Raw genomic sequence first — 14,630 nt, 5'->3', positions numbered from 1 at the left:
TCCGTGCTGGTCGCCGATTCGTTTCTCGTGCACAACGGTCAGGTCCGGGGGCTGGACCTGCACCGGCAGCGGTTCGCCTCGTCGTGCGCGGCGCTGGGGGAGTTGGGCGCGGGCAAGTACTTCGACGACCAGGTCCGCCGCCTACCCGGTTTCGGCCGCTGGTTCCCGCGCTTCGAGTTCGGCGACGGTCTGGCGGTTCAGTTGCGTCCGGCACCGACCCAGGGCGGGCGGGTCCGGATCGCCGTGCACAGCGGCGACGATCCCCGCACCCAGCCGCGGGTCAAGGGCCCGGACCTGGAGGCCCTCGGCGCGCTGAAAGCCGAGGCGGCTGCGGATTGCGGCGCCGACGAGGTCCTGCTGATGGATGCCGACGGCATCGCGGTCGAAGCGGCGTACTCGGCCTTGGCGTGGTGGGAGGGCGACGTCCTGCACTTCCCGCCGTCCGACCGGGCGTTCCTCCCGTCGGTCACCGCCGCCCTGGTCCGCGACCTGGCCATCACCCGAGGCGTCGAGGTCGTCGAGGCCGCCCGCCGCCCCGAGGAACTCGCCGAGGTCGACGAGGTCTGGCTGCTCAACGCCCTGCACGGCATCCGCCCGGTCCACGCCTGGCACGACGGCCCGATCGACCCCCTGCCCGGATCAGCCTCCGCCGACTGGCAACAAGCACTCACGGCGCTGGCCCGCCCCATCGCCTGACCCGGCCGCCCTCAACCGTTCAGCCAACAAACCCTCGCCGCGCCGGCTTGCCGGCACAAGGTCGAATCAGCCGCTGGCAAAAAGTGATATCACTATGCTACCTTCGAGCTATAAGAACTCTCGAAGGAGTGTGCAGCGATGAGCGCTGAGGTCGACGTGATGGTGGAGATGCCGAAGCCCAAGGTGACCGAGCGGCCGGCCCGCGATCTGAACGGATGGCCGATGCTCGGCCTGTCCCTGCTGCTGCTGATCGCCGGCGTGGTGCTGTTCGTCGTCGGGATCGCGCAGGGTCAGCTCGCCGTGGTGATCGTGTCGGCCGTGCTGTTCGTGGCCGGCGTGATCGTGGCGGCGGGGCTGACGCCGGTCTCGCCGGGGCGGGCGCGGGTGCTGCAGATCCTCGGCCGGTACGCCGGGACGATCCGCACCGACGGCCTGCGCTGGGTGAACCCGATCTCGGTGCGCCAGCCGGTCTCCACCCGGATCCGCAACCACGAGACCGCCGTCGCCAAGGTGAACGATGCCGACGGCAACCCGATCGAGATCGCCGCGGTGGTGGTCTGGCAGGTCGAGGACACCGCGCAGGCGTTGTTCGAGGTGGACGACTTCGTGGAGTTCGTCGCGATCCAGACCGAGACCGCGGTGCGGCACATCGCCAACTCCTACCCCTACGACGTGCACACCGACGAAGGTGGTCTGTCGCTGCGGGACAGCACCGACGAGATCACCGAAACGCTGTCGGCCGAGATCGGCGTCCGGGTCCAGGCCGCCGGGGTGCACGTGATCGAGTCGCGGATCACCCATCTGGCCTACGCGCCGGAGATCGCTCAAGCGATGCTGCGCCGCCAGCAGGCCGGTGCCGTCGTCGCGGCGCGGCAGCGGATCGTCGAGGGTGCCGTCGGCATGGTCGAGCTGGCGCTGGACCGGCTGTCGGAGAACAACGTGGTCGACCTGGACGAGGAGCGCAAGGCGACCATGGTCAGCAACCTGCTGGTGGTGCTGTGCGGCGACCGTGACGCGCAGCCGGTCGTGAACACCGGCTCGCTCTACCAGTAAGGACGCGGGGCCGATGCCCACCGAACGCAAGAAGATCCTGCTCCGGCTGGATCCCGTGGTGCACGACGCGCTGGCTCGTTGGGCCTCCGACGAGCTGCGCAGCACCAACGCACAGATCGAGTTCCTGCTCCGGCGCGCCCTCGCCGACGCCGGCCGGCTGCCCGGGGAGGTCGGCAAGATGCGCCGCCCCGGCCGCCCCCGCAAGGAGGAGACATGAACGCCCGCCTCGACCGCCGTTCCGGTACGCCGGGCCGCGCCGCTCGCCCCGGCCCTCCCGGCGCCCGGCCCGATCGTCCCCGCCAAGTTGTTGCTGCTAGCAAGGGAACGGTGCCGCCCGGTCTGCCGGAACGCCTTTATCTGCTGGCTTTCGACCCGTCCACCGGCAAGGTCGCCAATCGTTCCCGCCTAGGGTTGTTGCTCAACGCGGCAGCACTGACCGACCTCCACTTGGCCGGTCGGTTGACCGACGAGGACGGCCGTGTCATCGCCGCCACCGGTCCCACCAGTTCGCCGATCGCCGAGCACCTGCTCGCCGAGATCCAGGCCGGCGGCCGCAAGCGCTGGAAGCACTGGATCGAGCGCCGCGCCCGCCACGCCGTCCCGCGGGTCCGCGACGAACTCGAGCGCGGTCAGCTGATCAAGGTCGAGGCCTATCGGAGGTTCGGGATCTTCCCGGCCGAGCGGATCACCCTCCGCCAGCCGCTCGTGCGCCGCCAACTGCTGCAGGCGGCCACCGACACGCTCCGCCCCGCCCGGCTCGTCACCCGGGTCGACCTGCGCGACGCCGCCCTCGTCGTCCTGGCGGCGACCGGGGAGCTCAAGCCGGTGCTGTCCAAGGAGCAGCGCAAGCAGGACAAGGAGCGGCTCGCCCAGTTGGCCGTGCGGATCGGGCCGGTGATCCCGGCGCTGCGCAAGGCGATCCAGGCGCAGAACGCGGCGCACTCCAGCGGCGGCTGAACCTCGGCAGTTGACGGCAGGGGGTTCGTTGGTGCTACGGTTCATTAGTCAAGTAATGAACCTATGAACCGCTGTACCCTGACGACCGGCCGCTGGGAGAGGAAGGGATCCACGATGTTCGACGATCGCAGTCCCATCTATCTCCAGATCGCGGACCAGATCAAGAACGACATCGTCACGGGTGCCCTCGCCGAGGACGAGCAGGTCATGTCGACGAACCAGTACGCCGCCTTCTACCGGATCAATCCCGCCACCGCGGCCAAGGGCTTCGCCCAGCTGGTCGACGAGGGCGTGCTCTACAAGAAGCGCGGGATCGGGATGTTCGTCAGCCCGAACGCCCGCGAGCTGCTGCGGGGCGGCCGCCGGGACGCGTTTTTCGCCGAGGTGGTCGACCCGATGATCGCCGAGGCCCGCGCGGTCGGCGTCCCGTTGTCCGAGGTGGTCCGGTACATCCAGAAGGAGGACCAGTGAACGCGCTGGAAGTGCGGACCGAGAACCTCACCGTCCGGTTCGGCGGAGTCCCCGCCGTGGACGGGCTGGACCTGCGACTGGCGCCGGGCAAGATCCACGGCCTGCTCGGCCGCAACGGCTCCGGCAAGAGCACGCTGGCCGCGCTGCTGGCCGGGTTCCGCAAACCCGACGAGGGCCAGGTGCTGATCAGCGGCGGCGACCTGGGCGCGCCGCGTTCGCCGTACGAGGACGCGGTGGTGACCAGCCGGATCTGCCTGATCCGGGAGTCGGGCGACGTGTACGACCAGGTGCCGGTCAAGCACGTTCTCGGGTACGCCGCGAGCCTGCGGCCGTACTGGGACCATGACCTCGCCGGCGAGCTGCTGGACAAGTTCGAGGTGCCGACCGGCAAGAAGATCCAGAAGCTGTCCCGCGGCAAGCGGTCCGCGCTGGGCGTCGTGCTCGGCCTGGCCAGCCGCGCGCCGCTGACCATCTTCGACGAGACCTACCTCGGCATGGACGTACCGTCCCGGGAGCTGTTCTACGACGTCCTGCTGGCCGACTACGCCGAGGCCCCGCGGACGATCCTGCTGTCCACCCACCTGGTCAGCGAGGTCAGTGCGCTGCTCGAGGAGGTCGTGATTCTCGATCGCGGCCGGCTCGTCACCCAAGCGCCGGTCGACACACTGCGCGGACGTGGAGCGTCGCTGGTCGGCCCGGCGGCCGTGGTCGACGAGCTGACCGCCGGCCTCGCCGTACTGGCTGAGCAACGGCTGGGCGGGACCAAGTCGGTCACGGTGCTCGGTGACCTCGACGAAGCCCTGCTGGCCAAGGCTCGTTCGGCCGGCCTGGAAGTCGGCCAAGTCGGCCTGCAAGACCTGTTCGTCCACCTGACCGCACCGGCTCTGTCGAAGGAGGCAAGGCGATGACCACCACCAGCCGGGCCGCGACCCTGCCGAACGGGGTCACCTCCGGACAGCGCCTGCGCCGGGTGCTGCAGGCGATGCGAATCGGGATGACCCCGATGCTCGGCGGCTACTGGGTCATCATGGTGCTGGGCTTCCTGCTGGCCGGCCTGGTCATCCAGTTCGTCAGCGACGGCGACAACCACTCGATCTGGGACTACGGCACCCAGTCGCCGAAGTACTTCTCACTGGCGGTCGGCATCACGATCGGCCCGGCGTTCTTCACGTCGATGATCTCGCTCGGCATCACCCGGCGGATGTTCTCGGTGGCGGCCAGCGTCTTCCTGCTCGGCGCCGCGACCGGTACGGCGCTGCTGTGGGTGCTGGTCTACCAGATCGAGCACGTCATCTACGCCTGGCAGGGCTGGACGCAGGCCTTCGCCAATCCGCATCTGTTCACCAGCACCTCACAGGTCGGGCTGATCTTCACCGAGTTCTTCCTGCTGGTCCTGTCGCACGAGGTCGCCGGCTGGCTGACCGGCCTGGCCTTCATGCGGTTCGGTGTCTGGAAAGGGCTCCTGCTGCTGCCGGTGACGTTGCTGCCGGCCGCCGCCGCGGAGTTCCTGCTGGTCGCGCAGTGGCTCGCCGAGGCGATCGCGAACAGCGGTTACCATCGCCCGTCGCTGGCCGTCGCCGTCCCGGGAGTGCTGGCCGTCAGCGCCCTGGGCCTGTACGCCGGCTACCTGATGATCCGCTCGTTCGGCGTCCGGCCGACCAAGGGCTGATCCCTCCACCACCCCCTCTCGTTCTTCACCTTCACCTGCACCGAGGAAGGCTTCGCCATGCCCGAAAACACCTTTGCGGACGACCTCGTCGTCGTCCGCAACCTCCGCAAGACGTACGGCGCGACGGTCGCCGTCGACGACGTGTCGCTGTCCGTCCGCTCCGGGGAGATCTTCGGCATCCTCGGCCCGAACGGCGCCGGCAAGACCACCACGGTCGAGTCGATCGCCGGGCTGCGCACCCCCGACAGCGGCACGGTTCGCGTCGCCGGCCTGGACCCGCACGCCCAGCGCGGGCAGATCACGTCGCTGATCGGCGTCCAGCTGCAGGCCAGTGAGCTGCCCGACAAGATCAAGGCCCGGGAAGCGCTCGAGCTCTACGCGTCCTTCTACCCCGAGCCGCGCGACCCGGCCGAACTGCTGGAGCAGCTCGGTCTGACCAAGGTGCAGAACACCGCCTTCGCCAAGCTGTCCGGGGGACAGAAGCAGCGGCTCTCGATCGCGCTCGCGCTGGTCGGCAACCCGAAGATCGCGATTCTCGACGAGCTCACCACCGGCCTGGACCCCCAAGCCCGGCGGGACACCTGGGAGCTGGTCCGCGCGGTCCGCGACACCGGCGTGACGATCATCCTGGTCACCCACTTCATGGAGGAGGCCGAGAACCTCTGCGACCGGATCGCGATCATCGACGGCGGCCGTGTGGTCGCGCTGGACACCCCGGCCGGCCTGGTCGAGGCGGCCCGGTCCGAGCAGCGGATCACCTTCCGGCTGTCCGGCCCGCTGGCCGACGAGACCGTGCTGACCTCTTTGCCGGCCGTCAAGACGGTCAGCACCGACAACGGCCGCTTCGTTGTCACCGGCAACGATGACGTGCTGGTCGCCGTCGTCACCACGCTGGCCGCGCACGGTCTGGCGCCGATCGACCTGCACACCGAACAGACCACCCTGGACGACGCCTTCCTGCTGCTCGCGGGCCGGAACTTCGAAGGAGCGAACTGATGAGCCAGACGATGACCCTGACCAGGATCGAGAGCAAGCTGTTCGTCCGCGACTGGGCCGGACTGTTTTTCGTGTTCGTGCTGCCGCTCGGGCTGCTGACCGTCTTCTCGCTGATCGGTGGCGGCGAAGCCAGTCCCGAGGACGGCATCCCGGCCAGTTTCCTGCCCACGATGGCGATCGGCATCGGCATCGCCCTGCTCGGCATGGCCACCCTGCCGATGATCCTGGCCGGCTACCGCGAGAAGGGCGTGCTGCGCCGGATGTCGACCACGCCGGTCAAGCCGGTCAAGCTGCTGGCCGCCCAGCTGCTGCTGCACCTGATCGCCGCGGTGCTGGTGATCGGGCTGATCCTCGGCGCCGGCGCGTTGTTCTTCGACGCGGCCCTGCCCAGTGCGCCGTTGCCCTTCGTGGTCGCCGCGGCGCTGTACTCGGCCGCTCAGTTGAGCATCGGACTGTTGATCGCCGGACTGGTCCCGACCGCGAAGGCGGCCAGCGTCGTCGGCAACATCCTGCTCTTCCCCAGCATGTTCTTCGCCGGGGTCTGGACGCCGGGCGACGTGATGCCCGAGTCGATCCGCTGGCTGCGCGACGTCACGCCGATGGGCGCGGGCATGACCAGCATGCAGGACGCCTGGTCGGGACAGTGGCCGGGCACGGTGAGCCTGATCGCGCTCGTCGTCGCGATCGCCGGCTGCCTCGCGGTGGCGGCCCGGTTCTTCCGCTGGGAGTGACGGTTATGCACAGGGGGTGTGCATAACCACGACGATTTCTGTGGACGGCCGGGCACACACTGTGGACGACACGCGGTCATTGCTGAAATAGCGGCAACCGCCCGCCGGAAAGGGTTGTGCGGTGTGGGTCCGCGGCGGTAGAAAGGGCGGCACGCCGTTCCATTCGGAACGGCGGGTCGAACGGAAACCGAGGCCCCTTGCGGTGGGGATCCCCACCGAGGTAGACCGGTGACGGGGTCTGCCGGACTCCACGGATCCGTTTCGGGAAGCTGGAGACGTCACCTTCCTTCAGCTCTGCTGGGCCCCTCCGACTCATACTCTGAGGGGCCCAGCTTCACGTCCGCGTGCTACCGCAAGGTGATGCTCACGCTGCTCGACGACCCTCGAGCGGCCACCCGCACCTCGGCGCCCCGACTCGTCGTCACCAGCTCGTACGCCGTACGGCGGCCGTCCAGCGAGACTGCGGCGACCTTCGCCCCGGCCGGCAGGACCGCGCCGACCGTGACGTCGGCGTAGACGCCCCGGGTCTTCACATCGGTCCGCAACTCCTTGCCTGCAAGGCGTGCGGACACGTCAACCGATCCGCGGCCGACCCGGATGTTGCTTCCGGCCACCTTCTGCTGGCCGCCGGGAAGCTGCGGGACGACGGCGAGCCGGTGCCGGCCCAGATCGGGGTCGACGCCGAGCTGCTGGTGCACGACCGGCCACAGCACGCCGTACGTGCCCCACGCCTGGAGCGACATCGAGCGGTCGGTGAACGGCCGGTCGATGTTCGCGGGGGAGTCCGGTGACGGGGCGATCTCCGGCATCGCGCCGGGCGTCTCCCAGACTTCTCTGTCGAGCTGGATCCGGGCGTTGCCGGTGGTGTAGACCTGCTGCTGGTCCTTGCCGAGGCGACCGAAGTTGCCCTCGGCAACGGCCATGATCGACGTGTTGAGCGAGAAGATCGCGCGTTCGCTCTTCACCGCCGACACGACGCTGTCGCAGGACGGGCCGGGGTTGCCGGCCGGGTCCGCGGTCGGGCCGGTGCCGGTGTGGAACAGGCCGAACTCGCCTGTGTAACAAGCCTTCTCGCGCTGGTCGAGGGCGATCTTCGCGTGCTCCGGGGAGGCCAGCGGACTGTCCGGCTTGCCGGGACGGGTGAGCATCGCCTCCATCGGAGTGACGCCGGTCCAGTGCCGCTGGAAGATCGGCTTGTTGTCGTTCGCCGGGTCCGCCGGGTCGTCGATCGAGTCGGCGTACCCGAAGGCCTGTGGTACCCACCACTGGGCCTCGAACCGCTTCTCCAGGTCTTCGGCCTTCGCGGTCGCCCACTGCTGGGTCGCCCGGTCGCGCTTGGAGGCCGCCAGATCGGCGAGGTCGCGCAGGCCGCGGCCCAGGTAGACCGTGCTGTCCAGCTTCTCAGCGCCCATCCCGCTGCGTTCGACGTTGGCCAGTCCTTCGAGCCAGCCGTCGTTGTCCTTGTCGAGTTCGCGGTAGACATAGCGCAGGTTGCGCACGCTGAAGTCGTACAGCTGGTCGCGGAAGCGGTCGTCTCCGGTCCACCGCCACAGCAGCGCGACGACGCTGGGGAACTTGACCGTCTCGTCGGTGTTGCCGGCGCTCTGGTTCGAGCCGAAGTAGACGTCGCCGGTCGGCATCACCTCGTGCGCGACCTTGCCGCTGCGGTGGTTGAGGATGTCGCTGATCTCCTGCAGGGACTTCAGGTGCTGCTTGGCGGTGTCGAACTGACCGGCCGCGACCGCGGCGTACGCGGTGTACTCGCCGTCGGTAGCGAACAGCCACGGGTAGTCCGGGAAGCCGGCGCCGAACCAGCGGGCGCGATCGGCGGTGCCTGCCGGGGCGGGATAGGCCTTGCCCTCGTTGACGTCCCGGATCTCCAGGTCGCGGGACTCCTGGACGGAGTCGGCGAGGTTCTGCTTGCTCCACTCGACACTCTGCTGGAGCAGACGGTCGCCGGGCAGGTCGACGACGGACTGGCCGGCGAGGCCGGCCCTCGTCCTGACCTTTGCCTTGAGCAACCTCTCGGGATCGCTGATCGCACGGCGGAACTCGCGCGACGCGGCGGCGCTGCTGTCGTCCGACCCGGCCACGGCGAACCACAGCGTCGTGGACTTCCCGGCCTTCAGGTCGACGCGGTAGCTCAGTCGTCCACCGGTTCCCTTGCCGAACGCCGAATCGTCACAGCGCGGGGGCGGCGTACCGTCGGCGGGGCAGATCACGGCCGGGTCTTGCGGGCCGCGATGGTTGGCGCCGAGGGCGTGGCCGGTCGGACGCAGCCTCGATCCGACCACCGCGGTGTAGTCGTGCGGCTCGGCGTTGGGGATCGGGGAGGTGCCGCGGTCGCGGAACCGCAGCACTCCGTCGGCGTACGATCCGCTGTCCGGCAGGTTGGCCTGACCGGCGTTGGGTGTCGTCCCACCCCAGGGGTAGGCCGGCATGAGCTCGGAGTGCGCATCGAGATCCAGCCGGACCGTCTTGTTCTCCTGGGATTTGAAAGTCAGGCCGACGACCGTCGCCCTGACGCCGTCCGGTACGAAGTCGGTCCGCTGGACGCCGTTGGCGTAGTCGATGCGCTGGTAGCCATAGCCGCTCGTGTACTTCGTCGCCGCGACCTGCTCGCCGAGCCAGGCGCCGTCGACCCCGAACCACATCCCGTCCAGCAGTTTGATCGGCTGGGACCAGATCCCACCCATCTCACCTCGGGTGTGCCATCCGGTCGCCGGGTAGAGCCCGGTCTCGTCACCCATCGCGTAGGCCCGATCGCCGACCACCAGGGACCGCCGATCGGAGAGCCGGGTGCTCTCGGAGAGCTCACGCGCTACGCCGGGCCGGCCGGGGTGCCCGCTGCTGCGCCCGTCGCTCGCGGCGGCGCCGGGGGCGCTCGTCCCGCTGTCGGCGGCTCCGCGGGGCGGGACGGCGTTGGCTTGCGCGGCCATACCCGCGAGCAAGGTGGCGGCGGCGAGCAACCCGACGCCCGCCGTACGGGACGGTCGATCGCGCAGCAGTCCGGCGCCCGCCGTGCGGGAGCGGCGGGGGCCGGGTGGTCCGGAGGTGGTCGGGCGGGGTGTCATGGCAGGATTCCTCCTTCTCGCGGCACTCGCACGTACCGCGTCATCAGCCAGGGGCCGAGCTGCCCCTGACGATCAGTTCGGGTTGCAGCAGGCGTTCGACCGGTTCGTCGCCGGCCGGGCCGGTGAGGATGTTGATCAGTTCGGTGGCGATCAGGTCGATCGGTTGCCGCAGCGTGGTCAGCGCGGGGGAGACGACCGACGCCAGCGGCGAGTCGTCGAAGCCGGTGAGCGCGACGTCGGACCCGGCGGCGAGCCCGCGCCGGTTGAGTTCCCGCAGCGCCCCCAGTGCCAGTACGTCGCTCAAGGCAACGATCGCGTCGACCGGTTCGGTTGCGTCGAGCAACGATGCCGCGCCGCGAGCGCCGTCGTCGAAGGTGTCCTCGGCGCAGTGCACCGCGAGCCCGTCGGTCGGCAGTCCGAGCTCCCGGCAGGTGTCGCGCCATCCCGCGAGCCGGTCTTCGGCCAGCCCCGACGTCCGCGGCCAGCCGAGGAAGCCGATCCGCCGCCGGCCCGCGTCGTACAGATGCCGCGTCGCGGTCGCGCATCCCGCCGCGCCGTCGACGTCGACGTACGGGCCGGGCTGGGTGGTTTCCTTCCAGACCCGCCCGAAGGACACGAACGGGATCCGCTTGTCCTTCAGCCACCCGTGCCGCGGATCGTGCGTCTCGGTCTGCGACAACACGAATCCGTCCACCAGTCGCCGCGCGTGCAGGTCGTCGTACACCGACATCCCGTCGGCTCCGGCCGGTGCCGTGAACAACAAGATGTGCCGTCCGGTCGACTCCGCCGCCGCGCACAAGGCGTGCAGGAACTGGTCCATCACCAGATGGGCCTGCCCGCCTTGCCAGCTCGGCACGCAGTACCCGATCAGTTCGACCGCGCTCGTGCGCAGACTGCGGGCGTTACGATTGGGCCGGTAGTTGAGCAATTCGATCGACCGGGTCACCCGTTCCAAGGTGTCCGGCCGGAGTCGGTGCGGGGCGTTCAGGGCGTTCGAGACGGTCTGCACCGAGACGTCCGCGTGCGCCGCGACCTGCTTGAGCGTAGCCACCACGACCCCCTCACCGGGCACGGGTTTGAACGTTAAAAGCACCGGCAGTCTCACCCCACGGAAGCTGCCCTGTCAACGGCTCAGCGCGTACTCAGGCCGGGTCGCCTGATGCCACGCCGTCCCGTCAGCCGAGCGCGGGCGGCCCGGCTCGCAGGATGCGTTCTGCTTCGGTGGTGGGGCCGGGCGCGATCCAGCGGCCCCACCAGGTCGCGCCGGCTGCCGCGAAGGCGGCGGGGTCGCCGCCGCTGACCTTGATGTCGAAGTCGTCGCCTCGCTCGGCCCGGAGGCTTCGGACGTCGTCGGGCAGGACCGGCAACGACGCCGTCGTCGGGCCTTTGTAGGCGCACGATCCGTCCCACCGCAAGATCCTCCGGCGGACGGCGGGGACCAGCAGGTTGCCGCCGATCCACACCGGGATGCGCGGCCGCTGCACGGGACGCGCGGCCAGCCGGACACCGTCCAGCTGGTAGTGCTTGCCGTGATGATGAACGGGCTCGCCGGACCACAGCGCGTCGATCACCGCGAGGCCCTCGTCGAGCATCTCGGCCAGGACGCGCGGGGAAGCTTGCGGCAGGAACGGGTCGGACGGATCACCGATCCCCACCCCGAGGATCATCCGCCCACCCGACAGGTGATCCAGCGCGACCGCTTCCGCCGCGACCTTCCACGGATGCCGCCGGGGCAACGGCGTCACCGTCGTACCCAGCCTGATCCGGTCGGTCGCACACGCCATCGCCGCCAGACAAACCCACGGATCGTACGTCGGCACCGTGCCGTCGCCCTGATAGACGAGATAGTCCTCGAGGAAAACCGCGTCCCACCCACACTCCTCGGCCAACCGCGCGAGCGCCGCCAGCCCGCGCGGATCCCGCCCTGCGCCGACCGCCCCGAACGTCACCGAGAACTTCATCCCGCGAACGTAGTCCTCTCGAGGGGCAGCACCCGAACCCCACAAGGCTCGGTGTTGAAGTGCCCCGTCAAGGCCCGGATCACCCCGGAGTGACACACGGCGATGAACGGCTCAGGACCAAAACCCGCTTGCCGCCGCAGCGCGCCGAGCGCCCGCCGGCGTACGGCGGAGAGCGGCTCCCAGAGGCGAGTCTCTCCGGCCGGCCACTCGCCCTCGCATTGTTCGAAATCAGCGCTGAGGGCCTGGACGTCCTCGAGTCCTCGCCATGAGAGCGACGAGTCCGGTAACCACTCGCGAAGGTCGAGTTCGACGGCGGTGAGCGGGAGCTGCGTCTGCGCGGCGATCAGACTCGCCGTCTGCATGGCTCGGGTCATCGGCGACGCGACGATGCGACGAGCTCCCGCCTGCCGGAGTTCGCGGCCGACGGCCTCGGCCTGCTCGACGCCCTTGGCGGTGAGCGGGGCCCAGTCCCGGGCAGGGCCCCACCATCCTTCCGCGTCGATCTGGTCGGAGCCGGCTTCGCCGTGGCGGACGAGAAAGACGCGGGACATACGGCAGTGATATCGCACGGGCCCGGAGGTCGCGGTCCTCCGGGCCCGTCTCGGGTACTTCGCCCGGTCGGCCGGCAGATCGCTGCCGTCAGGCCGCGTGGCCGCCGTCGATGGTCAACTCGGTGCCGGTGACGTAGCCCGCGGCCGGGCCGGCGAGGTAGACGACGGCCGCGGCGACCTCCTCGGGGGTGCCGAAGCGGTCCAGGGCCAGTTGCGCGAGCTGACCGGCGGCGTACGGGCCGTCGGCGGGGTTCATCGCCGTGTCGGTCGGGCCGGGCTGTACGACGTTCGACGTGATCCGGCGAGGTCCGAGGTCGCGGGCGAGGCCCTTGTTCATGCCGACCAGTGCGGCCTTCGTCAAGGCGTACAGGCTCATCCCGGGCCCGGCGTTGCGGTCGGCAATGGTGCTGCCGAGGTGGATGAGCCGGCCGCCGTCGGACAGCCGCGCCGCCGCCGCCCGGGCCGCGACGTACGCGCCCCGCACGTTGATCGCGATCACCCGATCGATCTCCGCCAGCTCGACGTCGGTGATCATCGCGCTGGTCCCCACGCCCGCGTTGTTGACGAAGACGTCGAGCCCACCCAGTACGCCGACCGCCCGCGCGACCGCATCCTCGATCGCCACCGCGTCCGCCGCATCCGCCTGGAAAGCGAAACCGCGCCGCCCCTCCGCCTCGATCCGCTTCACCACTGACGCCGCTTCGTCGCCGGCCTCCCGGTAGGTGATCGCCACGTCGGCCCCGGCCGCCGCCAGTGCCACGGCGGTCGCGGCGCCGATGCCGCGGCTGCCACCGGTCACCAGCGCGAGCTTGCCTGCAAGGTCGTTCATCGTCATCCAGCTTTCTTCCGTCGATCGGTTCGGCCTCCAGTCCAGCCGCGATCACAGCCGCACGCTGGCGAGAAAGCGGCGCCAGCTCCTGACGTCGTTTTTCCGCCGAACCTCCATGGCGCAAAACCGCTAGAAACTGTCCGCGCCGACGGCGATGCTGGGGTCCATGTACGAATGTGTCGAGCGGTGTGTGCGAGCCGTCCAGTCCAAGGACGCGCGGTTCGACGGGTGGTTCTTCACCGCCGTGCTGACGACCAAGATCTACTGCCGGCCGAGCTGTCCGGTGGTGCCGCCCAAGGTCGAGAACATGCGGTTCTACCCGAGCGCCGCCGCGGCGCAGCAGGCCGGGTTCCGGGCCTGCAAGCGCTGCCGGCCGGATGCCAGCCCGGGCTCCCCGGAGTGGAACGACCGGGCCGACCTGGTCGCCCGCGCGATGCGCCTGATCAGCGACGGCGTGGTCGACCGCGACGGCGTACCGGGCCTCGCGACCCAGCTCGGCTACAGCGTTCGCCAAGTGCAGCGGCAGCTCCAGGCCGAGCTCGGCGCCGGCCCGCTCGCGCTGGCCCGAGCGCAAAGAGCACAGACCGCGCGGATGCTGATCGAGACCAGCGACCTGCAGATGGCCGACGTCGCGTTCGCGTCCGGCTTCGCCAGCGTGCGCACGTTCAACGAGACCGTGCAGGAGGTCTTCGCCCTCTCGCCGACCGAGCTGCGCAGCCGGGCGAAACGCGGCTCGCACCCCACCGCCCCCGGGACGATCTCCCTGAGACTCCCGTTCCGTGCACCGCTCACCCCCGACAACCTCTTCGGCCACCTGATCGCCACCGGCGTCCCCGGCGTCGAGGAGTGGCGCGGCGGCGCCTATCGCCGCACCCTGCCTCTCCCACACGGCCACGGCGTCGTGTCGCTCCGCCCGATGCCCGACCACATCGCCTGCCAGCTGTCGCTGACCGACCAGCGCGACCTCGCGATCGCGATCAGCCGCTGCCGCCGCATGCTCGACCTGGACGCCGACCCGGTCGCCGTCGACGAGCTGCTCGCCGAGGACCCGGTCCTCGCGCCGCTGATCGCGAAGGCGCCCGGCCGTCGCGTACCGCGCACGGTCGACGGCGCCGAGTTCGCCGTACGGGCGGTACTCGGTCAGCAGGTCTCGACAGCCGCCGCGCGGACCCACGCGAGCCGGCTCGTCCAGGCGTACGGCGAACCGATCGACGATCCGGCCGGCGGCCTGACGCACCTGTTCCCGCGGATGGACGCGCTGGCCGAGCTCGACCCGGAGACGCTGGCGTTCCCGAAGTCCCGGCGGACGACGCTGACCACGCTGATCGCGACGCTCGCGGCCGGAGAGATCGACCTCGGCGCCGGCAGCGACTGGGACCGCGCCCGCGCCCAGCTCGCCGCGCTGCCCGGCATCGGCCCGTGGACGGTCGAGTCGATCGCGATGCGCGCGCTCGGCGACCCGGACGCCTTCGTGGCCAGCGATCTGGGCATCCGGTACGCCGCCCGCGACCTCGGGTTGCCCGAGGCACCGAAACCGCTGATCGAGCACGCCCGGGCCTGGCGTCCCTGGCGCGCGTACGCCGTGCAGTACCTGTGGGCCACCGGCGACCACGCGATCAACACGATCCCGACGACGGAGTGA

Annotated in this window: 15 protein-coding genes; 10 read left to right on the top strand and 5 right to left on the bottom strand. The window is 70.2% G+C overall.

Features of this window, described 5'->3' with window-relative positions:
- Positions 1-3 precede the first annotated feature (3 nt).
- From ACQPXM_RS34455 to ACQPXM_RS34415, 9 genes are all read left to right on the top strand, one after another.
- Complete coding sequence (locus ACQPXM_RS34455; protein ID WP_432941844.1) at positions 4-696, top strand: aminotransferase class IV; 693 nt, start codon at positions 4-6, stop codon at positions 694-696.
- Between the two features lie 138 nt (positions 697-834).
- Positions 835-1,749: an SPFH domain-containing protein gene (locus ACQPXM_RS34450; RefSeq protein WP_432941841.1), complete on the top strand. Its 915-nt coding sequence runs from the start codon at positions 835-837 to the stop codon at positions 1,747-1,749.
- Between the two features lie 13 nt (positions 1,750-1,762).
- A complete protein-coding gene (locus ACQPXM_RS34445; RefSeq protein WP_077015096.1) occupies positions 1,763-1,966 on the top strand; it encodes a hypothetical protein in 204 nt (67 codons plus the stop codon).
- Positions 1,963-2,706: a GOLPH3/VPS74 family protein gene (locus tag ACQPXM_RS34440; protein WP_432941838.1), complete on the top strand. Its 744-nt coding sequence runs from the start codon at positions 1,963-1,965 to the stop codon at positions 2,704-2,706. Before ACQPXM_RS34445 ends, ACQPXM_RS34440 begins: the two co-directional genes overlap by 4 nt.
- A 114-nt stretch (positions 2,707-2,820) precedes the next feature.
- Positions 2,821-3,177, top strand: a complete 357-nt coding sequence (locus tag ACQPXM_RS34435) for a GntR family transcriptional regulator (RefSeq protein WP_432941836.1) — start codon at positions 2,821-2,823, stop codon at positions 3,175-3,177.
- A complete protein-coding gene (locus tag ACQPXM_RS34430) occupies positions 3,174-4,085 on the top strand; it encodes an ATP-binding cassette domain-containing protein (RefSeq protein WP_432941834.1) in 912 nt (303 codons plus the stop codon). Before ACQPXM_RS34435 ends, ACQPXM_RS34430 begins: the two co-directional genes overlap by 4 nt.
- Complete coding sequence (locus ACQPXM_RS34425; RefSeq protein WP_432941832.1) at positions 4,082-4,846, top strand: hypothetical protein; 765 nt, start codon at positions 4,082-4,084, stop codon at positions 4,844-4,846. The genes ACQPXM_RS34430 and ACQPXM_RS34425 overlap by 4 nt, the downstream gene beginning before the upstream one ends.
- Before the next feature lie 57 nt (positions 4,847-4,903).
- The gene (locus ACQPXM_RS34420; RefSeq protein ID WP_432941830.1) at positions 4,904-5,842 is read left to right on the top strand and encodes an ABC transporter ATP-binding protein; all 939 of its coding nucleotides are present in this window, start codon (positions 4,904-4,906) and stop codon (positions 5,840-5,842) included.
- On the top strand, positions 5,842-6,573 hold the full coding sequence (locus tag ACQPXM_RS34415) for an ABC transporter permease (protein WP_432941828.1): 732 nt from the start codon (positions 5,842-5,844) through the stop codon (positions 6,571-6,573). Before ACQPXM_RS34420 ends, ACQPXM_RS34415 begins: the two co-directional genes overlap by 1 nt.
- 347 nt (positions 6,574-6,920) lie before the next feature.
- Here the strand turns inward: ACQPXM_RS34415 and ACQPXM_RS34410 are convergent, their stop codons facing one another.
- The 5 genes from ACQPXM_RS34410 to ACQPXM_RS34390 form a co-directional block, all read right to left on the bottom strand.
- A complete protein-coding gene (locus ACQPXM_RS34410; RefSeq protein ID WP_432941826.1) occupies positions 6,921-9,647 on the bottom strand; it encodes a glycogen debranching protein in 2,727 nt (908 codons plus the stop codon).
- A 43-nt stretch (positions 9,648-9,690) separates the two neighbouring features.
- Positions 9,691-10,752 carry a LacI family DNA-binding transcriptional regulator gene (locus ACQPXM_RS34405; protein WP_432941824.1) on the bottom strand — a complete coding sequence of 354 codons (1,062 nt, stop codon included), beginning with the start codon at positions 10,750-10,752 and terminating at the stop codon, positions 9,691-9,693.
- 70 nt (positions 10,753-10,822) lie between these two features.
- Positions 10,823-11,608: an LLM class flavin-dependent oxidoreductase gene (locus ACQPXM_RS34400; RefSeq protein WP_432941822.1), complete on the bottom strand. Its 786-nt coding sequence runs from the start codon at positions 11,606-11,608 to the stop codon at positions 10,823-10,825.
- On the bottom strand, positions 11,605-12,159 hold the full coding sequence (locus tag ACQPXM_RS34395; RefSeq protein WP_432941820.1) for a histidine phosphatase family protein: 555 nt from the start codon (positions 12,157-12,159) through the stop codon (positions 11,605-11,607). The genes ACQPXM_RS34400 and ACQPXM_RS34395 overlap by 4 nt, the downstream gene beginning before the upstream one ends.
- An 88-nt stretch (positions 12,160-12,247) precedes the next feature.
- On the bottom strand, positions 12,248-12,988 hold the full coding sequence (locus ACQPXM_RS34390) for an SDR family oxidoreductase (protein WP_432941818.1): 741 nt from the start codon (positions 12,986-12,988) through the stop codon (positions 12,248-12,250).
- Positions 12,989-13,154: 166 nt separating this feature from the next.
- On the opposite strand from ACQPXM_RS34390, the gene ACQPXM_RS34385 reads away from it, so the two are divergent.
- Positions 13,155-14,630, top strand: a complete 1,476-nt coding sequence (locus tag ACQPXM_RS34385; protein ID WP_432941816.1) for an AlkA N-terminal domain-containing protein — start codon at positions 13,155-13,157, stop codon at positions 14,628-14,630.

Source organism: Kribbella sp. CA-253562, assembly GCF_050942265.1.
Classification (GTDB): domain Bacteria; phylum Actinomycetota; class Actinomycetes; order Propionibacteriales; family Kribbellaceae; genus Kribbella.
Note: the sequence above shows the minus strand (reverse complement) of the source record. Positions and strands in the feature narration are given on the sequence as shown.